Source organism: Streptomyces cyanogenus (assembly GCF_017526105.1).
Classification (GTDB): Bacteria; Actinomycetota; Actinomycetes; order Streptomycetales; family Streptomycetaceae; genus Streptomyces; species Streptomyces cyanogenus.
Window position 1 is genome coordinate 4,656,381 of sequence record NZ_CP071839.1, and the last position, 26,030, is coordinate 4,682,410.

The window sequence follows — 26,030 nt, forward strand, 5'->3', positions numbered from 1 at the left end:
TCGCGTTCCGCGAAAAGCGCACCGTTCCTCCTGCTGAGGGGTTCCCGCCCGTGGGCGGTTCCGACGCACAGCAGTACGGATGCCGAGGCCGTTCGTCTCGGTGCCGGCGGGTAAAGAATCACCGAAGCCCGTTGGCGAAAGATTGAGCGTTCCCGGGCGGAAGGTTGACCAGTCCTCGGGAGAAGGCAGACCGGGCGCGCGCCTAGATTCGCCGCATGTCCCCACAGCCCCCGCCCCGCATGCCGGCCGCGCTGCCCGTCCTGCCCTACCGCAAGCCCACCGAGGGCCGCGACTACTGGGTGCTGGACGACGTCCTGCCCGGCGTCGACGCGGTACGGCAGCGGTGCCTGGACAAGGACGACTGGGTGGAGGGGCATCCGTACACCTCCGAGACCTGGCCCGGGCTGCGCGCCATGCCCGGCCTCGAACCGGGGGAGCTGGCCCGCATCGAGCGGCTGGTGAGGAAGGCGACCGGGGCGAAGGAGCTGTGGGTGCAGCAGGCGCCCGGCGGCGGCACCCTCAACCACAACTGCGTCCAGGTGGTCGGCGAGGGCGAGGGCGAGCCCCGCCCGCACACCGACTCCCGCGCCCTGTGCCGGTACGCGGCCGTGCTCTACCTCAACCCGGACGTGCCCAAGGACTGCGGCACCAGTTTCCACCGCCAGTCCCTGCCCGGCGGCCGGCTCGGCGGCAACGTCGTCCAGGCCCCGCACACCAACCTCGTCGAGGCCCTCGGCACCCGCTACGTCACCCCGGACGCCTTCGAGGAGGACGTCCGCGTCCCGCACAAGTACAACCGTCTGCTCCTCTACCACGCCAACCTGGTGCACAGCGCCACCGGTTACTTCGGCCGCACGCTGGCGGAGAAGCGCATGACGGCGGTGTTCTTCTGGATGGCCTGACCCATGACGTTCCCCCCGGGGGGAACGGCGGACCGGACGCCGTCGTCCTCTCCGGAGGAGACCGGGACGAGCCCGGACACCGGCAGGGGGATGGTCGATGGGGCACGAGGACGCGCCGACCGCGTGGGAGGAGCGGGCCGCCGGGCAGGCGACGCCGTTCCGGGACGTCCGGGTGACGGGGCGGCTGGCCGTCGCCGGGCTGCTGCTCGCGGGCGCCGCCTGGGTGGTGCGCGGCGTGTGGGAGGCGCGGCTGGCACTCGCCGGCGAGCCCGCCTCGGGGCCGCCGGACCAGGGCGGGGGGGTGCACCGGCCGCTCACCGCGCTGGAGGACTCGTACCACCTCGTCACGTCCCTCGGCGGCGGCGCCGTGCTGATCTGCGCCCTGCTCTTCCTCTCCTGGGTGGTGCGGCTGCGGGACAACGCGCGTGCCCTGTCCGGACGGGCGTCCAAGTACGCCGGCATCTGGGTGTACGCGGGCTGGATCGTCCCGGTCGTCAACCTGTGGTTCCCGCGCGGCATCGTCGCCGACGCGTTCCGCGGTTCCGCCCCGGGGCGCCGGCTGCCCGCCTCCGTGAACGTGTGGTGGGGGCTCTGGCTGCTCGGGATGCTCAGCGGGGTGGGCATCGTCTACGAGGACTCCACCGACGAGATCATCGCCCGTGCCTACACCGGGGTGTGGCCGCTGCTGGCCAGCGACGCGGCGGTCGTCGGTGCCGCCGTCGCGGGCGCGTTCGCCGTGCGGGCGGTCACCGCCGTCCAGGTGGCACGGATGCGGGAGGCCGCCGCACCGCGGCTGCCCCAGCCGGTGTGAGGCCCCGGCCCGTGCGGTACGGATGGCGGGCATGAGCAGTGTCGCCATCGTGGGAGCCGGGCCGGGGCTCGGGGCCGCCGTCGCGCGGCGGTTCGGACGCGAGGGGTTCGCGGTCGGGCTGGTCGCCCGGGACCGGGGCAGGCTGGACCTGATCGCCGAGGAACTCGCGGCCGAGGGGATCACCGCGCGCGGCTTCCCCGCCGACGTGCGCCGGCCGGAGGAGCTGGCCGCGGCGCTGGACCGGCTCGCCGACGCCCTCGGGACCGTCGAGGTGCTCCAGTACAGCCCGGTGCCGCACCGCGACTTCATGCGGCCCGTGCTGGCCACCGGGCCCCGGGACCTGGTGGGGCCGATCGAGTTCTCCGTGTACGGGCCGGTGGCCGCCGTGCAGCAGGTGCTGCCGGGGATGCGGCGGCTCGGGCGCGGCACGATCCTGTTCGTCAACGGCGGGAGCGCGGCCGTACCCCACCCCGAGCGGGCCGGCACCTCGATCGCCTTCGCCGCGGAGAGCGCCTACGGCAGGCTGCTGCACGACCGGCTGGCGGGGGAGGGCATCCACGTGGCCCAGCTGGTGATCCCGGGGGCCATCACCGTGGGGCACGCCCGCAAGGACCCGGACGTGCTCGCGCAGACCCTGTGGACCGTCCACCGGGAACGGCACGGCTTCCGCCACTACGCCGACGACCTCGACAGCTGACCCGGGCCGGGCCGTCCGCGCAGGTCCGGGCGGGTGCGGGAGCGGTCACCCTGCGGCGAGTGACTTTGTGAGCCAATATGGTGATATTGGCCGCAATGCTCTCTTCAAAGGGGGCCTCCATGGCTGTGGAAATCCCTCCGATCGTCAAGCCTTCCCGGCTCAGAAGCAGGGGCGGCCTGCTGGGCGAGTGCCTGGCGGAGTTCCTCGGGACCTTCGTCCTCATCTCCTTCGGCTGCGGTGTGGTCGCGATGGCGGTCGCCGCGCTGCCCGGCTCCGGCCGGGCCGCCACCCCCATCACGATCTTCCTCGCCGCCGGCGACTGGCTGCTCATCACCTGGGGCTGGGCCCTGGCCGTCATGCTCGGCGTCTACGTCGCCGGCGGCGTCAGCGGTGCCCACCTCAACCCGGCGGTCACCCTGGCGATGGCCATCCGCCGCGGATTCCCGTGGCCCAAGGTCCTGCCCTACTGGTTCTCGCAGGTCGTCGGCGCCTTCACCGGGGCGGCCCTGGTCTACCTCGTCTACCACAGCGCCATCCACGCCTACGACAGCGCGGCGCCGGGGCCGAAGGTGAACGGGCACACGAACGCCACCTTCTCCATCTTCGCGACCTTCCCGGCCCCGTACTTCCACGGCGGCGTCTGGGGCCCGCTGATCGACCAGATCGTCGGCACGGCCTTCCTGCTCATGCTGATCGCCGCCGTCATCGACCTGCGCAACCAGGCCGTGAAGGCCAACCTGGGACCGCTGATCGTGGGCTTCGTCGTCGCCGCCATCGGCATGTCCTACGGCGCCAACGCGGGCTACGCCATCAACCCCGCCCGCGACTTCGGACCGCGCCTGTTCACCTTCGCGGAGGGCTGGGACGGCCTGGCCTTCCCGGGGAGCGTGGCCGGCTCGTTCAGCGCCTACTGGTGGATCCCGATCGTCGGGCCGCTGATCGGCGGTGCGATCGGGATCCTGATCTACGACCTCTTCATCGGCGACGTCCTGCTGGTGCGGGCCGAGCTGGCCGAGCCGCCCGAACCCGGCCGGTCGACCCCGGTGCGCACCAGCGACGAGGAGTAGGCCCCTGATGCAGTGACCCTCTAGGGCGCGGCTTTCTCTGCGGTGCAGTACACCTTGTGGTCGGCCCGGCCGAGGGGGATCTCCACGCCGGTACCGGGGGTGCCGCAGGTCTGGTTCTGGCGGCCGTTCTGGGCGGTGTCGGTCTCGAATCCGACGACCTCGCCGGCGTCGGCGGAAGCGCGGCCGTAGTGGGTCACGCCGTGACGGGAGGAGGAGTGGTCCGTGGCGGCGCAGGTGGTGGTGTCGCGGATGGTGCCGGCCGCGTTGACGGTGAGGGTGCCGGAGGAGTTGCCGCAGTAGAGGTTCTGCCTGCCGCTCTGGGCGGCGTTGACCTGCGGGCCGAACGTGGTGCCGCCCCGGGCGCGGGCGCCGCCCGTGTGCTCCGGGTGGCCGCCGTCCCTGCGCCGGGAGTCACCGTGATCGGTGGCGACGCAGGTGGTGTCCGAGCTCATCGTCCCCAGCGCGTTGACGGTGACCAGGTCGGCGGAGTTGCCGCAGTAGAGGTTCTGCCTGCCGCTCTGGGCGATGTTCGTCTGGGGACCCAGCGTGGTGCCGCCGACGGCCCGGGCGCCGTCCGCGGAGGCGCTGTGGCGGCGTGTGCGGCCGTCGTCGACACACACCTGCTCCCGGTGCACCGTCCCGCCGACGTTGACGTTCACCAGACGGGCGGAGTTGCCGCAGGCCAGGTTCTGCTGCCCGTCCTGGTCGATGGTCTCCGCGCCGCCGGCGACGGCACCGCCGGCTGCGAAGGCACTGTGGCCGCCGGAAACCAGCGCCCCGGTGGTGAGCACCACAGCCGCCGCCCGGCGGATCCTGCCGGCCGTGGCACTCGGCGCTGCGTGCCGTCCCCGCTTCCCCATGCGCTGCGATCTCCTGACTGCTTGCCGCCGGATGTGGCCGCGCGGTTCCCGGCTGACTGTGTGCGCCGCTCCGGGCCTTTCCACGATCAAGAACGCCCCACAGGGCGAAAAGTTATGATTCGCCGGGGAAAGGAAATCCCGGGTCCGACCGTCGCCGGCGGCTGGGCCTGCTAGCCCGCCAGGCCGGACCCGAAGTCCGTGTACGTCCTCGCGGGCAGGCCCACCTTGGTGGGGCCGAAGGTGGCGGACGCCGTGGTGGAGTACAGCGTGGCGGCCGCGCCGGGCAGGTGCCACACGGCCCCCTCGGGGTCGTTCTCGCCGTAGGCGACGGCCGTCAGGTCGGCGCGGCCGTCGCGGCCCACGTCCGAGGCGAGCAGGGCCTGCCCGAAGCCGTCGCCCCCCTCCGCGGCGCCCGGCACGCCGGGGCTGTCCTGGGTCAGGTGCACCGCGCGCGTGGTGGTCACGCCGGAGGCCGAGCCGCGCAGCAGGGTGATCGCGCCGGCGGACCCCAGGTAGTGCGCGTCGTCGCCGAAGCTCTCACCGGGCGCGCCGACCGCGAGGTCCCCGTAGCCGTCCCTGTCGAAGTCGCCGATCGCCAGCGCCTCGCCGAAGTCGTCCCCCGCCTCGGCGGAGTCGGGCACCCCGGCCGTGTCCTGGGTGAGGGAGACGCGGCGGGTGGCGCTCGGGCCGGACGAGGTGCCGTAGACGATGTGGATCCTGCCGCCGGTGGAGCCGGAGGGATCACGGTCGGCGTCCAGCGGGTTGCCGAGGACGATGTCGCCGTAGCCGTCCTTGTTCAGGTCGCCGATCGCCGCCGTCGTGGCGGTGCGCAGGCTCGCCGCCTTGGCGATGCCGTCGGGGGTGCCCTTGTAGTAGACGGCGGTGGCCAGCGGGTGGCCGTTCGGCTTGCGGCCGGTGACCACCAGGTCGGCCCGGGTGTCGCCGCCGACCCGGCCCGCGGTGAGCTGCGGCTGGTCGATGCCCGGGGTGGAGGAGGAGACCCTGCCCGTGGTGCCGGACTTGGTGAACGGACCGCGGATCAGCCGGATCCGCCAGCTGGACGTGCCCGAGTCGCCCTGCGCGGAGATCGCCAGGTCGGGCTTGCCGTCGCCGGTGAAGTCGCCCGCCGCGATGCCCAGGCCGAAGTAACTGCCGTAGAGGGTCTGGGGGTTCTTCACCGTCGTACCGCCGGACAGGCCCGACCGGGAGCCCCAGACGATGACGACCGTACCCGCGTCCTCGGCGCTGCCCGCCTTCTCGCGCGGGGCGCCGACGACCAGGTCGCTGTAGCCGTCGCGGTTGAGGTCTGCGACGGCGAGTGAGCGGCCGAACTCGTCGTCCTTCTCCGCGCTGCCGGGGATGCCCGCGCTGTTCTGGCTGATCAGCTGGTGCTTGGCGGGGTTCAGGCCGGACGCGGTGCCGTAGACCACGGCCACCCGGCCGGCCCACGACCTGCCGTTCACGGTGGCGGCCGGGGCCGCGACGGCCACGTCCCGGTAGCCGTCCCCGTTGAAGTCGCCGGGCAGGCCGGAGGGTGCCGCGGCGGCGGGGCCGGACAGGACCGGCGCGGTCAGGCCCGCGAGGAACAGGGCGGCGAGCGCGGTACCTCCGCGCAGGGGGTGCTTCACGTCCGGGTCTCCCGTGGAACGGTCGGTGGTGTGGCGAAGAGGAGACCGGTGGCGGCGCGGCAGGGTTGTAGGGGGAACCGGGTGTAGTTCCGGGAGCGGCGGGGCCCGGGCGGCGGCTCCCGAACCACCCGCCTTACGGGGACACTTCTGCCATAATCGCCCTCCATGCCGTGACGGGGCGTCAACTCGCCCCGCCGGGAGGGGGGACGAGTACGTTGAGCGCCGGACGGCGGCGGGCTCTGCTGATCGCGGTGCCCGCGTATCCACAGCTGGACCAGGTGCCGGAACTACGGCACGACTTCCCGAGCCTGCCCTTCACCGTCAAGGACGTCGGCGCCCTGCGCACCACCCTGCTGCGCAGCGGCTATCCACTGGAACACGTGACCGTGCTCGACGACGAGGACGCGACCGGCGAGGGCAACATCCGTGACGAGCTGGGCCGGTTCCTGAACTCCTGCGAGGACGGCGACGTGGGCCTCGTCTACTTCTCCGGCCACGGAGTCCGGTTCGGTGACACCGACTACCTCGTCCCCAGCGACGTCCGCGCGCGATGGGGGCAGGACGGGCAACGCGCCCTCGGCCCGCACGGACTCATCGAGATCGTGCCCGACGAACTGCTCGCGCCCCTGCGGTCCAGCGCCACGGTGATGCTCTGCTTCGACGCCTGCCGGAGCAGCGGCGACAGCCCGCCGGCCACCTTCGAGGGCATGAAGATCAGCCGCCCCTGGGACAACGTCGTCCTGCTGAGCGCCTGCGCCCCCGGCGAGGAGGCCCTGGGGCACGCCGACGACGGCAGCGTCCTGGCGAAGGCGCTGAGCGAGACCCTGGCGCCGGAGTCCCCGGCCCGCACCTTCGCCCAGGTGATCCAGCGCGTGGAGCAGCGCGCGGAGGAGATCGCGGCGAACTACACGTACCGACGGCCGCCCACGGCCGTCGGCCGGTGGCTGGGCAAGGACGTCACGGGCGGCACCCACGCCGACGTACCGCTGTGCGAGGCGATGCCGTCCTCCGGCCGGTGGACCGAGGCCGTCCTGCGGTCCGGCCTGTGGGAGCGGACCGACGCCACGTCCGCCCAGCGCAACAAGGCCAAGGAGCACCTCGCGGAGGTCGTCGCCAGGACCGTCGCCATCCGCCGGATACGGCAGCCCGAGGCCGACCCCTGGGACGACCCGTTCGTCCCGCAGCGGCTGATCGAGCGGCTCGGCCACCTCGTGGACGCCTCCGGCGCGCGGCTGAGCCTCATCGAGACCGTGGTGCTGCTGGGCGCGCCGTTCCTGCGGGAGGCCGCGCTGTCGTGCGGCCTGGCCGCGCTCCGCACCCTCTACGACAACGACCCGGCCGACGCCGAACGGGAACTCCCCGAGGACAGCTTCGCCGCCCATCTCCACCGCGACATGGGCGACGTACGGCGGGCCCACCGGCAGATCGAGGCGACCCGCCGGACGCTGCTGCGCCGCGACGGCAAGGCCGACGCCCACAGCGCGGAGTACTGGCTGCGCCACCGCTTCCTCGCCGACTGGGACCTGCTGTGGGAGCTCCGCGGGGACGCCGAGCTGGACAGCCTGCGCGGCGCGATCGAACTGCTGGTGCAGGCGGCGGAGAGCGCGGCCGGTCTGACGCTGGGCGACGACGAGCGCGGCGTGCTGCGGCGGGCCGTCGTCCAGGTCGTCTCCCAGCTGGGCACGGGCACCCCGGCCGACGCCGTCGCGCCCGACGGCACCCCCTGGGACACCGATCTGTGCGCCTACCTGTGCGGGGAGGCGGACCGGTGGAGCTGGCGGCCCAGCGAGCTGGCCACGCTGCTGCACCTCGCGGGGCTGCTCGCCATCGACCCGCGCATGCTCGACGGCGTGCTCATCGATCACCTGGGCCCGCGCGAGCCCACCCAGGTGCGGCCGGAGGGCATCATCGGCGAGATCGCCGCGCACGACGGCTTCCTCCCCGTCACCCGCAACCGCGGCGGGGCGGACGCGTCCGACACCGCCGCCACCCGCTGGCTGCTGGTGTTCAAGTGCAGCAGCGCGGCACTGTTCACGGCGCTGGACCGGCTCGCCGCCCGGATCACCGCCGTGTCGGAGGCCACCCGGCGCGGCCAGGGCACCCTGCGGCCCGGCGACCTCCTCTCCGGCCTGCCACAGGTGGTCAAGACCGAGGGCCTGCTCCCCCGCAACCGCGGCTTCGACAAGCCGCCGCCCCGGTTCCGGCTGGCCGAGGACGAGGTCAAGCCGCTCATCATGGGCACCCAGCTGTACGGGGACCGGATGCTGGCGGTGCGCGAGCTGTACCAGAACGCCCTCGACGCCTGCCGGGTGCGCCAGGCCCGCCGCCGGTACGGGGAGCACGCGCGGCAGACCGGCCTGACCGAGCGGGAGCAGCTCGCCGGGTGCCGGATCGTCTTCACCCAGGACGTCGACCCGGACACGGGCCGGATGTACATCCAGTGCGAGGACAACGGCGTCGGGATGACCGCCGAGGAGCTGAGGGACCTGTTCGCGCAGGCCGGGCGCCGCTCGGAGCAGTCGTCGGCACGGATGCGGGAGATGCGCCGGTGGCGCCGCCGCGGCATCACCACGGAACTCAACAGCCGTTTCGGCATCGGTGTCTTCAGCTACTTCATGCTGGCCGAGGAGGTCGAGGTGACCACGCGGGCGGTCGACGTCTCCGGTCACCTCCCGCTCGACGGCCACCGGGCCAGCGTCGCCGCCGGGTCGGGGCTGATGCACCTCGGCAGGGAGCAGCGGGAGCTGGCGGGCGGCGGCACCCGGGTCCGGCTGTACCTGCACGACGAGCCCGAGGACGGCGACGACCGGCGCCCTTCCGTGATCGAGGCGTTGCGCGATTTCCTGTGGTGCAGTCCCGTGGAGGTGGTCGCCCGGGAAGGCGACGGCGTACCGGCGGTCTGGCGGCCGGGCGAGCTGTACGGCGACTCCTCCCTGCCGAGCGCGCGCATCGCGGCCACCGAGGGCGTCTGGTGGGTGCAGGGCAGGGGCATGCTGCTGGCGGACGGGCTGCTGGTCGCGGGGGCCGAGACCCCCGAGGGATACGTGGTGAACCTGCGGGGCAGGCACCGGCCGGAGCTGAGCGTCGACCGCAACCGCTTCCTCGGCTACGACGAGCGGTGTGTCGAGGAGGACCTGAAGGAGGCCATCCCGGGGCTGGTGCGTTCGGAGTGGCGGCCCTTTCCGCTGGACTGGCTGTGGAGCCTCACCGACGCCTGGCCGCGTCTGGCGCAGGAGGTCATCGCCCAGCTGATGGAGCACGACGTGCCGGTGTCGCTCCCGGCCCGGCTGCTGCGCGAGGACTGGATCCGGGAGGACCGGGTCATCACGCTGCGGGACGTCGGGTGTCTGCCCGTCGACGACCTCGTCCTCAAGGAGGATTTCGGGCGGGCCGCCTTCGACACGCGCTTCTTCGAGGCCTGGCGCATCAGCACCCTCGGCGTGAACCGCCGGCAGGGGCCGGTCGGCCGGCACGCGGGGCTGCCCCGGCCGGAGCCCCTGGACGCGGTGGTGCTGCGCGGCGCGCCGGACGGGTCCTTCCGGCAGCTTCTGTGGGCCGCCGCGGACACCGGACGCCCGCTGCGGGAGGTGATCCGCCAGGTGCGCCGGTACGCCGTCACGGGCCTGCCGGTTCCGGAGCCGGCGGACCTCGCCGCTCTGGACGACATCACGCCGAGCCGGCTGGCGGCCGTGCTGTACGACGAGTTCCTGGACGCCAGGGGCGTCAGCGGCTGGTACGACGAGGACCCCGGGCAGTTCGCCGTGCGGCATGCCATGGTGCGCGTGTCGTTCCGGGAGAAGGTGAGCCTGGGGGCCCTGGGAGAGCTGTTCGTCCGGCTGTCGCGCCTGGATCCGTCGATTCCCGCGCCGCCGGACCTCGCGGGAATCGGACTCGCCGCCCATCGCGTGGACGCGCGGGAACGCCGGGTCCTGCTGAACGCCGCAGCGCGCGGCACGCGGTACGGGGCCCAGGACCACTGGCCGTTCACCGGTCTCGTACGACCGGTGGACGTCGCCTTCCGAGCCGGGCAGACGGGGATCCCGCCGGCCGAGATCGAGGCGGTCGTGCGCCGTTTCGCACCGCTCGGCTACCGGCTCGCCGGGCCCGCGCTGCCGCGCCTCCTGGACGAGGCGCAGCTCACCGCGGTCAGCCGTGACCTGGACGCGCAGCCGCCCTTCCTCAGCCCGGGCCCGATCGGCCTGAAGCACCTGGTCCGGCTGGCAGCCCGGCGCGAGGAGACCGTGGGGGACACGGCGAGCTGGCTGGCCGGCTGGGCGAGCGGGCTGGGCATCGAGGTCGCCGACCCGGGCCCGCTGGCCGGGCTCGCGCCGCCCGCCTGGTGCGCCGATCTGCCGATGGCGCAGCAGGCCGTGAGCCAGGACGGCGATGGGGACGAGGGGATCAGGCCGGTCTCCACCTGGGCCGTCCTGGCAACCATCGACGACCAGCAGGAACGTCCCTCGGGACAGCAGCACGTCGCCGCGGTCGAGGCGCTGGCCCAGGCGGGGCTGGTCGAGCGGCAGGCGGTCGACGCGACCCGGACCCTGCTGGCCGAGCACCCCTCCGCCCGGCACCGGGGCCTGTGGAGTCGCGGCCTGGCGCTGCCCGGCAAACGCTCGGAGTACAGCATGCCGGTGCGGGTCGGACCGGATGCCCGGGTGGAGCCCGCCTCCGTGCTGGGCATCGCGGCGGGCCTCGGCGAGAGCCTCGCCGCCACCGCCGAGCGGGTCCGTAGCCGGACGGTCTCCTACGGCTTCGGCATGCCCGACGTGCCCGAGGACGTCGCCGGCCTGAAACCCGACCGCCATCTGAGCGCGGCCCTGACCAGCGCCGGCCGGTGGCGGACCCGGATCTCGCTGAGCGCCCTGGTCGACTTCGCGGACGCCTGCGACGTCGACCTCGCCACCGCTGCCGCCGAGCTGAACGCCTACCGCTCCCTGGGCGCCCCGACCGTGCCGGTACCGCCGGACTTCGTACCGCCGCCGGCCCCCTTGGAGCGCGACCTGGCCGCCGAGTACGCGCTGCTCCAGCCTGCCCTGGAGGAGTCCTGGACGCTGACGCCGCTCGCCCTGGTCGTGGCGGCCGCGCGGCTCGGCGACGGACTGCGGGAGACGTACCGCCGGCTGCGGCCGTTCACCCTGATCGGGCTGGACATCCCGTTCCCCGAGCCGGCGGGCCGCCGTACCCCGGACTGGCGGGACGTCGTCCTGCTCACCGCCCGGTTCACCGGCCGGGAACCCGTGCTGTCCGGCGATGTGTCCGAGGACCATCTCCGGCTGGCCGCACAGGAGACGGAGCTGACGGTCGACGACGTCCGCGCCCGGCTCGCGGACCACGCGCCCCTGTTCGGCTTCCGGCTGCCGCCGTACGAGAGGACCTGACGTGCCGCACAACGCCAAGACCTACGAGTCCAAGTACCTCCCGGACCAGACCGGATTCCTCTGGGACTTCACCGGTGGCCGGCTCGTCATCACCGGCACATGCCCGGAGTGCGCCGGCACGACCCGGCATCCGGTGCCGGACGTGATGCCCGGCGCGGTGACGAAGGGCGGCACCGGGGCGGCGTCCCCGGAGGACGACGAGGTGCCGGGCCAGGTGTACATGCGGTGCCGGTGCCGGCTGGGCCATCCCGGGGACGCCCAGGAGACCGGTGGCTGCGGGGCCAAGTGGGTGGCCGTCCGGCCGGCGGGACCGGACTCGTGACGCCGTCCGAGAGGTACCTTCCCGAGGAACTGGAGCGCGCCCAGCAGCGACTGGACGCGATGGCCGAGCAGCAGTTGCAGATCGCGCGGGCGCAGGCGGAGGGCTGGCGGAACTTCCTCACCGTCGCCTCCGGGCTGCTGGCCGCGGTGCTGGTCCTCAAGGGCCGTGAGAACGTCACCACCCTCCCGGGCGGCTACCGGACGGCGGTCATCGCGCTGGTGGCGGCCGGTCTCGTGCTGCTGCTCGGCGCCGCCTTCCTCGCCGTGTCGGCCGCCCACGGCCGGCCCGGGGACGTGCTGAAGTACGCCCACGCCGCGAAGCTGCTGGACTGGGAGGAGCGGGAGAAGGAGCGGATCGCGTCCCGGATCCGTATCACCCGCTGGGCGACCGTGGCCGGCGTGCTGGCCACCGCGGCCGGCATCCTGCTGACCTGGGTGTCCCCGGCACCGAGCGAGCCGGCCCGGACGGTCCGGGTGCACACCAGGGGCGAGACGCTGTGCGGCGAACTCCTCGCAGCCGACGCCGACGGCATCACCGTCAAGGTCGAACCGCCGTCCGGCAAGGGCCGTGCGGTGATCCGCCACCTCGCCTGGCAGCGCGACGCCGTGAGCACGGCCCCCGCGGACACGTGCTGAGCGCGGTACGGCGCGCGCCGGGTCCCGGCCTGTGGCTGGACCGGAGCGCCTGATGTCCGGGCCGGCGGTGTGACGTCCGGGGGCACGGCTGCGCTGGGCAGGCAGAGCGGATCTTCGTTTCGGACCCGGTCAGTGGTCCGCTCCGTGAAAGGAGATTCATGCGCAAGCGCGCTGCCTCTGCCGTGCTCGGTGCCGTCGCCGTCCTGGCCGGTCTCGCCGCGCCCGGTGCCGTCGCGGACGAGGCCCAGGGTGACGTCCAGATCGGCAACGTCACCTTCGACGGGGGCAAGAACATCGTGATCGACGTCTACGACAAGACGGTCACGGTCTCGGGGACCTTCACCCACCCGTCCGGCATCCAGGACGCCGACTTCGTTTTGTGGCGCGGACCGGACGGCGCGAACCCGTACGAGACCTACGACGACCGTTTCGTCTCCAACCAGTACTACGCGCACGCCGACTGCACGGCCACGAGCGCCACCACCTCCGTCTGCGAGGAGACGTTCACCTTCGAGCCGGACTGGCTGCTCACCAACGCCCACGCCGGCACCTGGAAGGTCAGCGTCCAGGGGGTGGCCAACGACGACAGCTGGACCCACGCGCCGCAGTACACCACCACCCGCCTGCAGCGGCAGTCCCGGCTCACCGCGAACGCGGGCCCGGAGCCGGTCGCCAAGGGCGGCACCCTCACGGTCACCGGGAAGCTCAGCCGGGCCAACTGGGACACCCTCGACCACCGCGGGTACAGCGGGCAGCCGGTCCAGCTCCAGTTCCGCAAGGCCGGTACGTCGACGTACACCACCGTCAAGACGGTGACCACCTCCAGCACCGGCACCCTGTCGACCACGGTCCCCGCGGCCGAGGACGGCTACTGGCGCTGGAGCTTCGCGGGCACCTCCACCACCCCGGCGGTCCGGGCGGCCGGCGACTTCGTGGACGTGCAGTAGGCGCTCGGCGGCAGGCGGCCGCCCGCAGCGCCGCACCGCACCCGCGGAGCCGGCCCGTCCCGGCTCCGCGGTCGCGTCCGGCCCGGCCCGTGTCCGGGTGGTTCCGGGGGTGTGGCTGAGGGATGTCTGAGGGTCTCGGGGTGGAACCCCTAGGGGGCGGCCCGTAGCTCCCCCTGGAGTGGGCCCCTTCGCGTTGTCCCGCGTCAGCGGACGTGCAAGTCTCCGTAAGCAGGTGATGACGCGGCGAGGCACGCGACAACCGAGGGAAGTTGGTCCGGGTGGACGGTACGCACTGGATGTACGTGCTGCTCGTGCTCGTGACGATGCCGCCCATGATCCCGAACTCGGCTCTGGTGGCCGGCGCCGGCGCCCTCGCCGCGGCGGGCAGCCTGAACCTGCCCCTGCTGATCGTGATCTTATTGGCGAGCACCGTCCTGGGCGACATGAGCATGTTCTGGGCGGGGCACCTCGCCCGCAGCCGTGCGCTGCGCTGGATGTCCCGCCGGCAGAAGCGGCGTTCGATGCTGGACTGGGCCGCCGAGCGGTTCCGCCGCTACGGCGTGCCGTCGGTGATCGTGATGCGCTTCGTGCCCAGCGGCCGCGGCCTCGGCGGGGTCACAGCCGGGATCGTGGACTTCCCGCTGCGCAGCTATCTCCTCGGCGCCCTGCTCGCCGAGGCCGTCTTCGTGTCCTGCACCCTGGGCCTCGGGTATCTGGGCGGACGGCTCGTCGACAACAGCGTGACGGTGGTGTGCATGGGGCCCGCCGTCTCCGTCCTCACCGCCGGCAGCGTCATGGCCGTCCGCTGGGCCTGGACGCGGTGGAGCCCCCGTCGTGCCGGTGACCGCGGTGACTGACCTGACGCGGCCGACAGCCGACACGATCGATCCCGACTCGACCGGTCCCGACTCGACCGAGCCCGGTACGACCGTGGACGTCATGCCCGCCGACCGACTCGCCCGTGTGCTCGGAACCCTGGCGAACCCGCACCGCCTGGGCGTCGTGGCCGCCCTCGCCCGGCGCCGCAACTACGTCAGCCGGCTGGCCCGCGAACTCGGCATCAGCAGAGCCCTGCTCCAGGCCCACCTCAGACGGCTGGAAGCGGCCGGGCTGGTGACGGGCCAACTGGAGATCTCCAGCGACGGGAAAGCGATGAAGTTCTACGAGGTGACCCCCTTCGCGCTCCATCTGACACCGCAGAGCATCGCGGACGCGCTGTCACCCCTCACCATCCACGCACACGTCCCGGAGGACGGCGAGAAGGGAAGCCCGCAATGAGTTACCACGGCTGGCAGGAGGTCGTCGGCACCGTCGGTTTGGTCGGTGCGTTCGCATCGGTCGTCACCATCGTCATCTGGCACATGGCCATGACCTGGCGGGCCCGGGCCGTCCTGGCCCGCGACCACCAGTACCGGACCCTCGCGGAGCAGGCCACCCGGTCACACGACTCCGCGGTACAGCAACTCGCCGGCATCGACGAGCGCCTGGCCGATCTGCAGACCCGGATGCGGTCGGTCGAGCGGATCCTCAAGGAAGTCGAGTGACGGCGTAAAAGGACCCGGGCCGTCGAGCGGCAACTCGGCGGCCCGGTGGAAGAGGCACTGTCCCGCGTCGAACGCGAGTCTCTCACCAGCCCCCCTTCACGGAAGGACCCTAATTCATGCCGCCCAAGGGCAAGCGGTTACAGCTGCAGAACGGCACACTGATCGAACGCGTCGCCGGCTGGTCGATCCGGCACCGCGCACTGGCCATCGGAGGATGGCTGGCACTCGTGGTGCTGGCCGTCCTGTCCACGTCCCTGGTGTCCGGCGACAGCGCCGTCACCAAGGACCCCGGCGAATCCGGTGCGGCCCAGCAGGTCCTGAACGAACAGAAGGACTGGGAACCCGTCCTGGAGAACGTACTCGTCCAGTCGCGCGACAAGGACGGGCCGGCATTCAAGGACGACCCGGAACTGCAGCAGGCGGTCAAGGACCTGGTCGCCGAATTCGGAAAGACGCCCGGTGCGGTCTTCCGACTGCGCACCCCGCTGGATCCGCAGGGCGAACAGCAGATCTCGGCGGACGGACGGTCCGGTCTCGTCACCTTTTTCGTCGCCGGGCCCAACGTGAAAATGGACGCCCATTTCGACGCGGTGGTCGACGCCGTGCACAAGGTGGCCGACCGGCACAAGGACATCCGGGTCGTACAGGCCGGTGACCAGAGCCTTTCCCGGGCCGTCGACGACGCGGTGAAGAAGGACTTCGCCGGCGCCGAGAGCACCTCCCTGCCGATCACCCTCGTCATCCTGCTCATCGTGTTCGGCGCGCTGGTCGCGGCGGCCGTTCCGCTGCTGCTCGCCGCCACCGCCGTGGCCGCCGCCTTCGGACTGATCGGCGTGTTCGGCCAGTGGGTGGCCGTCAACAGCGCCGTCTCCTCGATGATCCTGCTGATCGGGGTCGCCGTCAGCATCGACTACTCGCTGTTCTACCTGCGCCGGGAACGGGAGGAGCGGGCCGCCGGCCGCACCGTCGCCGAGGCGCTGCGCATCACCGCCAAGACCTCCGGGCACGTGGTCGCCGTCTCCGGCGTCACCGTCATGCTCTGCGTCAGCGGTCTGCTGCTGAGCGGCCTCGACGTCTTCCGCGGGCTCACCCTCGGCACGATCCTCATCGTCGGCCTGGCGATGACCGGCTCGGTCACCGTCCTGCCCGCCCTGCTCGCCGCGCTCGGCCACCGGGTGGACAAGGGCCGCATCCCCTGGCTCGGCAAGCGGCGCACCACCGTGCTGGAGTCGCGGACCTGGCGCCGGCTGGCCCAGAAGGTCGTCAAGCGGCCCCTGGTGTGGGGCGGTGCCGCCGTCGTGGCCCTCGTGGTGATGGCTCTGCCGATGTTCTCCATGCACCTGCAGGACGCCGCCGTCGTCAACAGCCTGCCGCGCAGCGCGCCGACCGTGGACGCGGCGATCCGGATGCAGGACGCCTTCCCGGGATCGCCCACCCCGGCCCGGATCGCGGTGTGGAACGCCGACGGCGGCTCGCCGGACACGCCCGCGGTGCGCGCCGCCGTCGGCAGGCTGCACGACGAGATCGCCGCGAGCGACGGCCGGCTCTTCGGCCCCGTCTCCACGGTCCGCGTCGACGACGTCCTCGTGGTCCGGGTGCCACTGGCGGGCTCCGGCACCGACGACGACTCCCACCGGGCGCTGGAGACCCTGCGCGACACCGCCCTGCCCCGCACGCTCGGCAAGGTGGACGGCGTCGAGTACGCCACCGCCGGACGGACGGCGTTCGCCCACGACTTCGCCGGCCGGCTGAGCGGCCGCACCTTCGCCGTCATCGCGTTCGTGCTCGTGCTGGCGTTCGTCCTGCTGCTCCTGGTCTTCCGCTCCCTGACCATCCCGCTGGTCTCCATCGCCCTCAACCTGCTGTCGATGGGCGCCTCGTACGGCGTGCTGACCTGGGTCTTCCAGTACGGGAACCTCAGCTCGCCGCTCGGCTTCACCTCGTACGGCGGGGTCGCGGAATGGCTGCCGCTGTTCATGTTCGTGGTGCTGTTCGGGCTCAGCATGGACTACCACATCTTCGTCCTGAGCCGGATCCGGGAGCGCCGGCAGGCCGGCGCCGAGCCACGGGACGCGGTGGTCGGCGGCGCCGCCGCCAGCGCCGGCGTGGTCACGAGCGCGGCGGTCATCATGACCGCGGTGTTCACGATCTTCATCACCCTGTCCGCGATCGAGAACAAGATGATGGGCGTCGGCATGGCCGTGGCCATCCTCATCGACGCCACCCTGGTGCGCGGCATCCTGCTGCCGGCGGCCCTGGCCCTGCTGGGCCGGCGCGCCTGGGAACTGCCGCGCGGTCTGCGCCGCCTGCCGGGCGGCACGTCCGGGTCCGCGCCCGCCGGCCCCACCGGCGCCGTGAGCCGCCCAGCCGAGGGCGTACGACGCAGCTGAACCAGCCCCCGTCCCCCGCTCCGGCCGCAACCCGATACTCCCGGGTTCCGGCCGGAGCCGCGCCGATCCAGACGGAGTACCGGGCCCTGCAGAGTGCTGTCGCGCATGACCCCGGTACTCGATCTGGTGGGCGGACCCCGAACGGCCCGCCGGATGGCGTGCCGAGGGAAAGCAGGGAAAGCGCTCGGAGCAGGAAGCCACGCACTGACGCACACGGCAGCCCAGTCCGGCACGACCACCGATTCCGGCCGGACCGGGATCGGTCCTTCGGCGAGCGGCAGCAGCTGGTGGTCCTGGACGCGCTGGAGTCCGAGCGGGTCGAGGCGCTGCCCGGGGCCGGCGTGACCGAGTTCCGCGGCGGCCACTTCTACGTGGAGGAGCGGCTCACCGAGGTGGCCGCCCTCGTCGACGCCACCCTCGGCTGCACACCGGCTGAGCCGCGCCGGCGCCGGCTGCCCGCCGGTTTCGGTGAATCTGCACAGCGCGTGCGCAATCCCCGCTCGTGCGCCGGGAATCGGCGCGCGGGCCCGCCGCAGGATTCCCCGTTCGCGCGGAGTGTCCCGTTCCGCCGACGGGGACGTCCGCGGCGCCGGGCGAGGGAGCCGTGGGAAACGGCGACGGAGCCGTGGGGAATATGGAGAGGCTGTCCTGGTGCCGTGTGCGGGCCTGCACGGATGCGACCGCGAAACGCCCGGCTTCCCCCGCGGGCGCGCCGGTCGGCTGGATGACGGGCGTGGTCCGTGCTTTGATCCCCAGCGCCGCGAGACCCGCGATCCGTCCCCAGCGGGGCCGCCCCCCCCTTGTGGCTCATCCATACGAAGGGAAGTCTCCTCATGAACTCCGCTCCCCAGGTCGAGACCGCCGAGATCTCCGACGCCGAGCTGGACAACGTCTCCGGCGGCCTGAGCCCGCACGCCGGCCTGACCGCCGGCCCCACGACGGTCGGCGACGCGGACGTCCTGGCCGCGCTCGGCACCGTCCAGAACCAGGTCCTGGCCACCGCCGCCCAGTACGACCAGGTCAGCGTCAGCGTCTCCCTCTGACGCACAAGACGGAGCGGGCTGCACCCCCCGGGGTGCAGCCCGCTCCGCGTGCGTCACCAGCCGAGCGCCTCCTCGTCGGCCCGTGTCTCCAGGGCCGGGACGACCGGGCGCGGCTCGTGGCAGGTGAAGCCGAGGCGGGTCAGGGCCCGGCGCATCTCGGCCACCGTGAAGTCGCGGCGGTTCTGCCGGGTGATCACTTCACCGACCTGCATCACGGGGTAGACGCGGCGGCCGATCGTCACGGACACGCCGGTGACGGATTCCGGCGTGATGCCGCTCATGGCCTGTTCGACCTCGCTCTTGACCAGGTCGAAGGGGAAACGGGCGATGACACAGCGCATGGATGCCTCCACGAGGTGGGGAAGACGGCGGTCAGGGCGTGAGGGCCAGGACGCCCAGGGCGTATCCGTGCTCGTCGATCACGGGGGACACGTCCAGGGTCCGCACCCGCATGGCGGCTTCCGCCTCGCCGAGCGCGGCCCGGGACGAGGTGAACGGTCCGCGGTCGAGCGGGAGGTCCCGCAGCCGCGTCCGGTCGCTGTACCACGAGCCGCCGCGGTGCGCGGTGAGCTGGGCCCGGGTGACCAGGCCCGCGCATCGCCCGTCCTCGTCCCGCAGGAGCAGGTGCGCGACCCGCGCGCCGATGAGCACGGACAGGGCCACGTCGACCGCCATGTGGTCGTCGACCTGCGGCCCGGGGGCGTGCATGGCGTCGCGGGCGGTCAGACCCGTGCCGGCGGGGCTGCCGGCTTGCTGGGTCCGGGACGGAAACGGGGTCAAGGGCTTCTCCTCTTCGTCGGGGCGGACCGGACGGGCCACGGGCCCGTCCCGTCCGCCGGGAGTGCGTCCCCGTGCTCGGGCTATGCGTTGTTCCGCGGAGCGGGCCGACGGCCACGGGCCTCCCCGCCGCGGCCGGCGCCCTGGCCGCCCTCCCCGCGGCCGGTGCCCGCGCTCCTGCCACGGCCCGCGCCGCCCCTGCGGCGCCGACCGGCGGACGATCCCTTGCCCTCACGGCGGTCCTCGGCCGGCGCGGTGAGGACGACGGGCACGCCGGAAGGCGTCCGGGCGCCGGTGATCCGCTGCAGCTCGGGCTCGCCCGGGCGGACCCGGGCGGCGTTCGCCGCGATGCCGGCGTCCGTCATGAGACGGTCCACCGCGCGCCGTTGGTGCGGCAGGACGAGGGTGACGACGGTGCCGGACTCGCCGGCGCGCGCGGTACGGCCGCCGCGGTGGAGGTAGTCCTTGTGGTCGCCGGGCGGGTCGACGTTCACGACCAGGTCGAGGCCGTCGACGTGGATGCCGCGGGCGGCGACGTTGGTGGCCACCAGCACCGTGACGTGACCGTCCTTGAACTGGGCGAGCGTCCGGTTGCGCTGGGACTGGGACTTGCCGCCGTGCAGGGCCGAGGCGCGCACCCCGACGGAGAGCAGGTGCTTGGTGAGCCGGTCCACCGAGTGCTTGGTGTCCAGGAACATGATCACCCGGCCGTCGCGCGCGGCGATCTCGGTCGCGGCAGTCTGCTTGTCGTCGTCGCGCACGTGCAGCAGGTGGTGGTCCATGGTGGTGACGGCGCCCGCGGACGGGTCGACCGAGTGCACCACGGGGTCGTGGAGGTAGCGGCGTACCAGGAGGTCGATGTTGCGGTCCAGGGTGGCGGAGAACAGCAACCGCTGGCCGCCGGCGGGCACCTGGTCGAGCAGCGCGGTCACCTGCGGCATGAAGCCCATGTCGGCCATCTGGTCGGCTTCGTCCAGGACGGTGACGCAGACCTCGTCGAGCCGGCAGTCCCGCCGCTCGATGAGGTCCTTCAGGCGCCCGGGAGTCGCGACGACGACCTCGGCGCCGCCGCGCAGGGCGCTGGCCTGCCGGCCGATCGACATGCCGCCGACCACGGTGGCGAGCCGTAGCCGCAGGGCGCGGGCGTAGGGGGTGAGCGCGTCGGTCACCTGCTGGGCCAGTTCCCGGGTGGGGACGAGGACCAGGGCGAGCGGCTGCCGGGGCTGGGCCCGCTGTCCGTCCAGCCGGGCCAGCAGCGGCAGGCCGAAGGCGAGGGTCTTGCCCGAGCCGGTACGGCCCCGGCCCAGGACGTCCCGGCCGGCCAGCGCGTTCGGCAGGGTGGCCGCCTGGATCGGGAAGGGCACGGTGACGCCCTCTGCGCCGAGCGCGGCCAACAGCCGTGCGGGCATGTCCAGTTCGGCGAACGACTCGACCGCCGGCAGCGGTTCGGTGAAGGTGGTGGGCAGGGCGAACTCCTGCCGGCGCGGGGTGGAGTGCGCGGCCGGGCCGTTCTTGCGTCCGGTGCCTGTGCGGGGGCCCTGACGGCCCGGCTCCTGGGTACGGAAGCGGCCGCCGTGCGCGGCTCCCGCCGAGCGGGCGGACCTCCGGTCCGCGCGGAAGCCACTGGACGCGCCGCCGGAGCGACGGGGGGTGCGGTTCATGAGGGAACCTTCCTCGATGCGGCGTATCGAGGAATTCCGTCCAGCGGTGAGGACCGCACGAGGATTCGCAAGAATGAGCCGAAGAAAATGTGAAGAGCCGGACCTCGCGGCGTGACAGCCGGAGGTGTCCGTGGTCCGGGAAATCCGGAAAAGGGGCTCAGACAATGAGCGGGGGCCCGCACCCCAAGAGCGCGGGCCCCAGCCACATGATGCGCGAACCACCGGTTCGCGACGATTTCGCGTCAGCGTCAGGCGGGAACGATGTTCTCGGCCTGCGGGCCCTTCTGGCCCTGCGTGACGTCGAAGGTCACCTTCTGGCCTTCCTGAAGCTCGCGGAAGCCGGAGGTGGCGATGTTCGAGTAGTGCGCGAACACGTCGGCGCCGCCGCCGTCCTGCTCGATGAAGCCGAAGCCCTTTTCCGCGTTGAACCACTTCACGGTGCCAGATGCCATATTGAATCTCCCTCGGAGGGCAGTGCCGGACTCCGCACTTTACGGAGCCGAGTCGCCGCGATGATCACCCCTCCGGAAGGATCCGGAAAGCTCTGCAAAGAAAAAAATCTCTGGCAACCAAAACTGCAACTGCTATCACGCTAACACAGGTCGGTTGGCGACGCCCGGCTGTTTTGCGTGGCGTCCGGCAATTCTCGTGCCGCCGCGGACCGTAATTCTGTATCGGCGGGACTAGGTATCCGCGCCGCGCTCGCCCAGCTTCCGGCGCATGTCCCGGTTCTTGCGGAGGGCGTCGTCCAGCTGGTCCTCCAGCGAGACGATGCGGCACGCGGCCTCGACGGGCGTGCCCTGGTCGACCAGTTCGCGGGCGCGGGCGGCCACCCGCAGCTGCCGGCGGGAGTACCGGCGGTGGCCGCCCTCCGAGCGCAGGGGAGTGATCAGCCCCGCCTCGCCGACGGCCCGCAGGAAGGCGGGGGTGGTGCCGAGAACGGCCGCGGCCCGGCCCATGGTGTAGGCGGGGTAGTCGTCGTCGTCGAGGTTGCCGGCGGCAGGGGCGTTCTCGGCGGGCATGGCACCTTCGTTTCGGGGGATGCGGCGGGATGCCCGGGCGTCCGGGGCACCCGCGCTCGGCAGACTGGGCGCCATCTGCCTCCTGCCGCAACCCTAACGCCGCCGGGCGTGAAGACCTGGTCCCGCCGTGACAGATTTCCGCGCGGTTCAGCTCGTCCCGCGCTCGTGCGGCCCGCTGTCGCCGTAGAGCTTCGCAGAGGCGTCCACATGGGCCAGCCGCCGGAGCGCGCTGAACACCGCCTCGCCCAGCACGGTCCCGATCACCACGCCCTCCAGCATGTCCTCGACCGCCAGCTGCCGGTCCACGTACGCGAGGTCGGCGCGGGCCACCTCCTCGGCTGCGTCGGCGTACGCGTCCAGCAGGTCGGCGAACGCCCCGTGGCCCAGCCGGGCCATGGCGGCCAGGGCCCTGGCCAGGTCGGCGGCGGCGGGGTTCGCCGTGTTCGTCCGCCAGCCGCGCCGGGAGATCAGGCGGTCGACGACGTCCCGGGCGGCCGCCGACTCGGCGTCCTCCTCCTCGGCGTCCCCGCCGCCGACCCGGCCCGCCGCCGCGCCGAGCACCTTGTGCAGCGGGCGCTGGGGGTCGTCGACCACCGCGAGCACGTCCGCGATCTCGGCCACCTTCATGCCCCCCACGTCGAGCAGGGCACGGATCAGCCGCAGCCGGCGCTCGTGCGTCTCGTCGTAGCTCGCCTGGTTACGGCTCGTCAGCTCGCCCGCGGGCAGCAGCCCCTCCCGGACGTAGTACTTGATCGTCGGCACCGGCACACCGGTCCGCCGGCTCAACTCCCCGATACGCACTGCCGGTTCACTCCTCGGCCTCCGCCCTGCCCTTGCCGGCAGGACCTCCATGATAGATAGTGGGGCTATCGGATAGCGGATAGTGCCACTATCCACTCTGCTGGTCCTCTCACTCACGGGGGTAGTCATGCCTGCCTTACTCACGTCCTCGCGCCCCGCGCCGTCGGGGTCGCCCGCGCAGTCGTGGCGGTCCTGGCACCGCCCGCTGGTGCTGTTCTCGGCGGTCATGGCGGTCACGGCGGTGCTGTGCGCGGTGGGACTCGTGGTGGACGACCGCGTCCTGGTGGGCGCGCCGGTCTGGGCCAAGCCGCTGAAGTTCTCGGTCTCCTTCGTGGCGTACAGCCTCTCCCTCGCCTGGATGCTGTCCCTGCTCCCCCGCGGCCGGCGCCTGGCCTGGTGGGCGGGGACCGTCGTCGCACTGGCGAGCCTGGTCGAGATGCTGATCATCACGGGGCAGGCCGCACGCGGCAGGCGCAGCCACTTCAACCAGGCGACCCCCTTCGACTCCGCCCTGTTCCAGGCGATGGCCGTCACGGTCGTCATCCTGTGGGCCGCCACGCTCGTCATCGCCGTGCTGCTGCTGCGCACCCGGATCGCCGACCGCGCCTCCGCCTGGGCGATCCGCTCCGGCATCGTCCTGGCCCTGGCCGGCGCCGCCGTCGGCTTCCTGATGACCCGGCCCGCCCCGGGGCAGCGGCGCGGGGTCTCCAAGGTGATCGGCGCGCACAGCGTGGGCGTGCCGGACGGCGGCCCCTCGATGCCGCTGACCGGCTGGTCCACGACCGGCGGCGACCTGCGGATCCCGCACTTCGTCGGCATGCACGCGCTGCAACTCCTGCCGGCGCTGGTCATGGCGCTGACCGTGCTCGCACCCCGTTTCACCCGCCTCGCCCACGACCGGGTACGGCTGCGCCTGGTGCTGCTCGCGTCGGCGACGTACGCGGCGGTCTTCGCGCTGGTCCTCTGGCAGGCGTTGCGGGGCCGGCCGCTGGTCCACCCGGACGCGACGACGCTGGGGGCGGCCGGTCTGATCCTGCTGGCCGCCGTCGTCGGCACGTACGGCTCCCTGCGGACCGCCGCACCCCGGGAGCCCGGGGCGTGACCGGCTCCGGCGCGTAGGTCACCACCTGCCCGGCGGCACGGTCGCCGGCCTGATCGGTCCGGATCCTCCTCCCGGTGCGACGGATTCCGGCAGGCGCGTGACGCGGAGGCACCCCCACCGCGTGTAAGAGGTGACGTCCGACCACGAAAGGACACACGGTGGGGGAAGCACCCGCGGACTACCTGGAGTTCGCAGCCGCCCGCAGCGGGCCGCTGTTCCGGACCGCCTGCCTGCTCACAGGCGACTGGCACCTCGCCGAGGACCTCGTGCAGGAGACGCTCGCCAAGATGTACCGGTCCTGGCGGCGGATCAGCCGCGTGGAATCGCCGGTGGCCTACGCCGACACCGTGCTCGTGCGCAGCTTCCTGTCCCAGCGCCGCCGCCGCAGCTCCACCGAGCGCCCCAGCGACCGGCTGCCGGAGACGGCCGGTCCCACACGGGACGCCGAGCTGCGGATCGCCCTGCTGGACGGCCTGGCCCGGATGACGGCCAAGGACCGTGCCGTGCTGGTGCTCCGCTACTGGGAGGACCGCTCGGTGGAGGAGACCTCACAGGTCCTGCGACTGTCGCCGGGAGCCGTTCGGACCCGGAGCATGCGCGCCCTGGAGCGGCTGCGCGCTCTGCTCGGCGATGAGCTGGCCGACCTGGCCGCATGACGAGCACGGCCCGGCGGCGCTGCCCGCCCCGGGTCCGACCGACGCCCAGACGAACGGAGATCCACCATGTCATCCCACGAGGACCTCGGGGAACGGCTGGCCCGCGCGATGAGCAGTGCGGCCGGCGAGTTCCCGCCCCACTCCGCCGACCTGGTGCGGCGTTCCGTCGCGCGGGGCCGGCGGATGCGGCTGATCCGAGCCACCCGGGTCGCCGCCGCGACGGCGGCCTGCGCGCTGGTCACCGCGGGCGGCACCCTGCTGGCCACGCACGCCCTCGGCGGCCGGGGCGGTGACGGTTCGGCGGGGCAGTCGAGGCCCCCCGCCTCCGGGCACTCCACCGAGCAGTCCTCCCGGCGGGTGTCGTCCGTCAGCGGGCAGGAGATGGTCCGCACGCTCAAGAGCCTGCTGCCGCCCGGCGGCACCGTCTCCGACGCCTCGGGCAGGGGTTCCCGGACGGACGGTCCCCTCGTCCGGCCCACCGCCCAGCTCACCTACTCCACGGCGAAGGGGTCCTCCGGCATCAGCCTCGACATCACGCGGCTGGACCCCGAAACCCCCGCGGACCAGCAGGGCGAGGGCGGCTGCCTCCCGGTGGAGGTACGCCCGTACGACACGTGCACGACCGAGAAGCTGCCCGGCGGCGCGGTGCTCAGCACCACCAAGTCGTTCACCTACCCCAACAGCCACACCGGGCAGAAGCGCTGGTACGTCGTGTTCACCACCGCCGACGGCGCCCAGCTGACCGTGCAGGAGTTCGGCGGGGGCGGTGAGAAGAACTCGTCCGGCGGAGCCGACCCCCTGCTGTCGACCGCCCAGCTGGCCTCCATCGTGCGCAGCCCCGCCTGGGACGAGGCGATCGCCGCGCTGCCGGCCCCGGAGGACTCCCCGTCCCCCGGCCCCTCCGCCGCCGGGCACCGGGTGCCGGGGGCCCGGATGACCGAGGTACTGAAGTCGCACCTGCCGCACCGCGGAACCGTCACCGACGTGAACGCCGGCGACGGTCTGGTCCAGCTCGTCTACGACGACGGCCTGGGCAAGAACATGGTGGAGGTCGACGCGCAGTACGGCATGACCGCCTTCCTGGCCGGGCACATGGGCTGCGCCGGAACCGACGGCGACTGCGAGGCCACGACGTCGGCCGACGGCACCAAGGTGAAGAAGGTCAAGGGTCCGTCGGAGAAGGGTGGTTCGGCCGTGGTGTGGCTGGTCGACATCCTGTATCCGGACGGCCGCCGGGTGGCGGTGCGGGAGGTCAACTCCTACGCGGAAAGCGGCCCGGTGACCCGCCCGCGGCCGGCGCTCGGCATGGCCGAGCTGCTGACGATCGCCCGCGACCAGCAGTACTTCACGGGCTGAGCGACGGCGGGCCCGGACACCGGGAACGGCTCGGCGGAGCGGCGCGGCCACCGATCGGCGTCACGCTCGGGCCGTCACGCGGGAGGCAGCAGGTCCACCGCCGGTTCACCCACGAAGACGCTGTGCGTCCCGGGCACCTGCACCGCCAGTCCGGGAGGGACGACCCGGACGAACGTGCCGGCGCAGCCCGGGACGTCGTGGACCAGGGCGGGTTTGTCCGTGACGTTGAAGACGGTCGACAGGCGGGGTATCTCGAAGCAGCCCGTCGGGTTGTCGTGACGTACCCCGTCGATCACGAGGAACCCGTTCGCGGCGAACCCCGAGGACGGAACGGCGAAAGCCAGCACCCCGGCGGCGCCGAGTGTGGCGAGTGACGAGCCGATGCGACGCATGGACCCTCCTGACGTGCGGCCAGGCACATCCCGACC

The 26,030-nt window shown here is 73.0% G+C and carries 25 protein-coding genes; 16 read left to right on the forward strand and 9 right to left on the reverse strand.

Going from position 1 to position 26,030, the window contains the following annotated elements:
* Positions 1 to 215 precede the first annotated feature (215 nt).
* From S1361_RS20920 to S1361_RS20935, 4 genes are all read left to right on the forward strand, one after another.
* On the forward strand, positions 216 to 902 hold the full coding sequence (locus tag S1361_RS20920; protein WP_208033337.1) for a DUF6445 family protein: 687 nt from the start codon (positions 216 to 218) through the stop codon (positions 900 to 902).
* A gap of 97 nt (positions 903 to 999) precedes the next feature.
* Complete coding sequence (locus S1361_RS20925) at positions 1,000 to 1,713, forward strand: DUF4328 domain-containing protein (RefSeq protein WP_208033338.1); 714 nt, start codon at positions 1,000 to 1,002, stop codon at positions 1,711 to 1,713.
* Between the two features lie 31 nt (positions 1,714 to 1,744).
* Positions 1,745 to 2,410, forward strand: a complete 666-nt coding sequence (locus S1361_RS20930; protein ID WP_208033339.1) for an SDR family NAD(P)-dependent oxidoreductase — start codon at positions 1,745 to 1,747, stop codon at positions 2,408 to 2,410.
* A 119-nt stretch (positions 2,411 to 2,529) separates the two neighbouring features.
* Positions 2,530 to 3,477: an MIP/aquaporin family protein gene (locus S1361_RS20935; RefSeq protein WP_208033340.1), complete on the forward strand. Its 948-nt coding sequence runs from the start codon at positions 2,530 to 2,532 to the stop codon at positions 3,475 to 3,477.
* A gap of 20 nt (positions 3,478 to 3,497) precedes the next feature.
* On the opposite strand, the gene S1361_RS20940 is transcribed toward S1361_RS20935, so the two are convergent.
* Together S1361_RS20940 and S1361_RS20945 are read right to left on the reverse strand one after the other, a co-directional pair.
* On the reverse strand, positions 3,498 to 4,337 hold the full coding sequence (locus tag S1361_RS20940) for a hypothetical protein (RefSeq protein WP_208033341.1): 840 nt from the start codon (positions 4,335 to 4,337) through the stop codon (positions 3,498 to 3,500).
* A 170-nt stretch (positions 4,338 to 4,507) separates the two neighbouring features.
* On the reverse strand, positions 4,508 to 5,965 hold the full coding sequence (locus tag S1361_RS20945; protein ID WP_243769244.1) for an FG-GAP-like repeat-containing protein: 1,458 nt from the start codon (positions 5,963 to 5,965) through the stop codon (positions 4,508 to 4,510).
* 251 nt (positions 5,966 to 6,216) lie between these two features.
* Between S1361_RS20945 and S1361_RS20950 the strand changes: the two genes are divergently transcribed.
* From S1361_RS20950 to S1361_RS20995, 9 genes are all read left to right on the forward strand, one after another.
* Entirely contained in the window at positions 6,217 to 11,346 is a 5,130-nt protein-coding gene (locus S1361_RS20950; protein WP_243769245.1) for a wHTH domain-containing protein, read from the forward strand.
* Between the two features lies 1 nt (position 11,347).
* Positions 11,348 to 11,668 (forward strand): hypothetical protein, encoded by a 321-nt coding sequence (locus S1361_RS20955; RefSeq protein ID WP_208033343.1) that lies wholly within the window; start codon positions 11,348 to 11,350, stop codon positions 11,666 to 11,668.
* On the forward strand, positions 11,665 to 12,303 hold the full coding sequence (locus S1361_RS20960) for a hypothetical protein (protein WP_208033344.1): 639 nt from the start codon (positions 11,665 to 11,667) through the stop codon (positions 12,301 to 12,303). The genes S1361_RS20955 and S1361_RS20960 overlap by 4 nt, the downstream gene beginning before the upstream one ends.
* Positions 12,304 to 12,461: 158 nt before the next feature.
* A complete protein-coding gene (locus S1361_RS20965; protein ID WP_208033345.1) occupies positions 12,462 to 13,250 on the forward strand; it encodes a calcium-binding protein in 789 nt (262 codons plus the stop codon).
* A gap of 278 nt (positions 13,251 to 13,528) precedes the next feature.
* On the forward strand, positions 13,529 to 14,107 hold the full coding sequence (locus tag S1361_RS20970; protein ID WP_208033346.1) for a DedA family protein: 579 nt from the start codon (positions 13,529 to 13,531) through the stop codon (positions 14,105 to 14,107).
* Positions 14,108 to 14,189: 82 nt separating this feature from the next.
* On the forward strand, positions 14,190 to 14,528 hold the full coding sequence (locus S1361_RS20975; protein WP_208036700.1) for an ArsR/SmtB family transcription factor: 339 nt from the start codon (positions 14,190 to 14,192) through the stop codon (positions 14,526 to 14,528).
* Entirely contained in the window at positions 14,525 to 14,794 is a 270-nt protein-coding gene (locus S1361_RS20980) for a hypothetical protein (protein WP_208033347.1), read from the forward strand. The genes S1361_RS20975 and S1361_RS20980 overlap by 4 nt, the downstream gene beginning before the upstream one ends.
* Before the next feature lie 116 nt (positions 14,795 to 14,910).
* Positions 14,911 to 17,184 carry an MMPL family transporter gene (locus S1361_RS20985; protein WP_208033348.1) on the forward strand — a complete coding sequence of 758 codons (2,274 nt, stop codon included), beginning with the start codon at positions 14,911 to 14,913 and terminating at the stop codon, positions 17,182 to 17,184.
* A gap of 833 nt (positions 17,185 to 18,017) precedes the next feature.
* Positions 18,018 to 18,227: a hypothetical protein gene (locus S1361_RS20995; RefSeq protein WP_208033349.1), complete on the forward strand. Its 210-nt coding sequence runs from the start codon at positions 18,018 to 18,020 to the stop codon at positions 18,225 to 18,227.
* Between the two features lie 53 nt (positions 18,228 to 18,280).
* Here S1361_RS20995 and S1361_RS21000 read toward each other — a convergent pair whose 3' ends face one another.
* The 6 genes from S1361_RS21000 to S1361_RS21025 form a co-directional block, all read right to left on the reverse strand.
* Positions 18,281 to 18,568: an SCO5918 family protein gene (locus S1361_RS21000; RefSeq protein WP_208033350.1), complete on the reverse strand. Its 288-nt coding sequence runs from the start codon at positions 18,566 to 18,568 to the stop codon at positions 18,281 to 18,283.
* A 31-nt stretch (positions 18,569 to 18,599) separates the two neighbouring features.
* Positions 18,600 to 19,007 (reverse strand): CBS domain-containing protein, encoded by a 408-nt coding sequence (locus S1361_RS21005; RefSeq protein WP_425086966.1) that lies wholly within the window; start codon positions 19,005 to 19,007, stop codon positions 18,600 to 18,602.
* 80 nt (positions 19,008 to 19,087) lie between these two features.
* Positions 19,088 to 20,665, reverse strand: a complete 1,578-nt coding sequence (locus tag S1361_RS21010; RefSeq protein WP_208033351.1) for a DEAD/DEAH box helicase — start codon at positions 20,663 to 20,665, stop codon at positions 19,088 to 19,090.
* A 248-nt stretch (positions 20,666 to 20,913) separates the two neighbouring features.
* Positions 20,914 to 21,117, reverse strand: coding sequence for a cold-shock protein (locus S1361_RS21015; RefSeq protein ID WP_007383480.1), 204 nt, complete (start codon positions 21,115 to 21,117; stop codon positions 20,914 to 20,916).
* A 231-nt stretch (positions 21,118 to 21,348) separates the two neighbouring features.
* Positions 21,349 to 21,687, reverse strand: a complete 339-nt coding sequence (locus S1361_RS21020; RefSeq protein ID WP_208033352.1) for a helix-turn-helix domain-containing protein — start codon at positions 21,685 to 21,687, stop codon at positions 21,349 to 21,351.
* 147 nt (positions 21,688 to 21,834) lie between these two features.
* Complete coding sequence (locus S1361_RS21025) at positions 21,835 to 22,488, reverse strand: MerR family transcriptional regulator (RefSeq protein ID WP_208033353.1); 654 nt, start codon at positions 22,486 to 22,488, stop codon at positions 21,835 to 21,837.
* Positions 22,489 to 22,714: 226 nt separating this feature from the next.
* On the opposite strand from S1361_RS21025, the gene S1361_RS21030 reads away from it, so the two are divergent.
* The 3 genes from S1361_RS21030 (at position 22,715) to S1361_RS21040 (ending at position 25,602) form a co-directional block, all read left to right on the forward strand.
* Entirely contained in the window at positions 22,715 to 23,590 is an 876-nt protein-coding gene (locus S1361_RS21030; protein WP_208036703.1) for a hypothetical protein, read from the forward strand.
* A gap of 158 nt (positions 23,591 to 23,748) precedes the next feature.
* Positions 23,749 to 24,246 carry a SigE family RNA polymerase sigma factor gene (locus S1361_RS21035; RefSeq protein WP_208033354.1) on the forward strand — a complete coding sequence of 166 codons (498 nt, stop codon included), beginning with the start codon at positions 23,749 to 23,751 and terminating at the stop codon, positions 24,244 to 24,246.
* 66 nt (positions 24,247 to 24,312) lie between these two features.
* A complete protein-coding gene (locus S1361_RS21040; RefSeq protein WP_208033355.1) occupies positions 24,313 to 25,602 on the forward strand; it encodes a hypothetical protein in 1,290 nt (429 codons plus the stop codon).
* 74 nt (positions 25,603 to 25,676) lie between these two features.
* Here the strand turns inward: S1361_RS21040 and S1361_RS21045 are convergent, their stop codons facing one another.
* Positions 25,677 to 25,994 (reverse strand): hypothetical protein, encoded by a 318-nt coding sequence (locus S1361_RS21045; RefSeq protein WP_208033356.1) that lies wholly within the window; start codon positions 25,992 to 25,994, stop codon positions 25,677 to 25,679.
* Positions 25,995 to 26,030 lie beyond the last annotated feature (36 nt).

What these genes read in the sequence shown, in the direction of transcription:
- S1361_RS20920 (WP_208033337.1), top strand. Translation starts at nt 216, where the DNA reads ATGTCCCCACAGCCCCCGCCCCGCATGCCGGCCGCGCTGCCCGTCCTG.
- S1361_RS20925 (WP_208033338.1), top strand. Translation starts at nt 1,000, where the DNA reads ATGGGGCACGAGGACGCGCCGACCGCGTGGGAGGAGCGGGCCGCCGGG.
- S1361_RS20930 (WP_208033339.1), top strand. Translation starts at nt 1,745, where the DNA reads ATGAGCAGTGTCGCCATCGTGGGAGCCGGGCCGGGGCTCGGGGCCGCC.
- S1361_RS20935 (WP_208033340.1), top strand. Translation starts at nt 2,530, where the DNA reads ATGGCTGTGGAAATCCCTCCGATCGTCAAGCCTTCCCGGCTCAGAAGC.
- S1361_RS20940 (WP_208033341.1), bottom strand. Translation starts at nt 4,337, where the DNA reads ATGGGGAAGCGGGGACGGCACGCAGCGCCGAGTGCCACGGCCGGCAGG.
- S1361_RS20965 (WP_208033345.1), top strand. Translation starts at nt 12,462, where the DNA reads ATGCGCAAGCGCGCTGCCTCTGCCGTGCTCGGTGCCGTCGCCGTCCTG.
- S1361_RS20975 (WP_208036700.1), top strand. Translation starts at nt 14,190, where the DNA reads ATGCCCGCCGACCGACTCGCCCGTGTGCTCGGAACCCTGGCGAACCCG.
- S1361_RS20980 (WP_208033347.1), top strand. Translation starts at nt 14,525, where the DNA reads ATGAGTTACCACGGCTGGCAGGAGGTCGTCGGCACCGTCGGTTTGGTC.
- S1361_RS20985 (WP_208033348.1), top strand. Translation starts at nt 14,911, where the DNA reads ATGCCGCCCAAGGGCAAGCGGTTACAGCTGCAGAACGGCACACTGATC.
- S1361_RS20995 (WP_208033349.1), top strand. Translation starts at nt 18,018, where the DNA reads ATGAACTCCGCTCCCCAGGTCGAGACCGCCGAGATCTCCGACGCCGAG.
- S1361_RS21000 (WP_208033350.1), bottom strand. Translation starts at nt 18,568, where the DNA reads ATGCGCTGTGTCATCGCCCGTTTCCCCTTCGACCTGGTCAAGAGCGAG.
- S1361_RS21010 (WP_208033351.1), bottom strand. Translation starts at nt 20,665, where the DNA reads ATGAACCGCACCCCCCGTCGCTCCGGCGGCGCGTCCAGTGGCTTCCGC.
- S1361_RS21015 (WP_007383480.1), bottom strand. Translation starts at nt 21,117, where the DNA reads ATGGCATCTGGCACCGTGAAGTGGTTCAACGCGGAAAAGGGCTTCGGC.
- S1361_RS21020 (WP_208033352.1), bottom strand. Translation starts at nt 21,687, where the DNA reads ATGCCCGCCGAGAACGCCCCTGCCGCCGGCAACCTCGACGACGACGAC.
- S1361_RS21030 (WP_208036703.1), top strand. Translation starts at nt 22,715, where the DNA reads ATGGCGGTCACGGCGGTGCTGTGCGCGGTGGGACTCGTGGTGGACGAC.
- S1361_RS21040 (WP_208033355.1), top strand. Translation starts at nt 24,313, where the DNA reads ATGTCATCCCACGAGGACCTCGGGGAACGGCTGGCCCGCGCGATGAGC.
- S1361_RS21045 (WP_208033356.1), bottom strand. Translation starts at nt 25,994, where the DNA reads ATGCGTCGCATCGGCTCGTCACTCGCCACACTCGGCGCCGCCGGGGTG.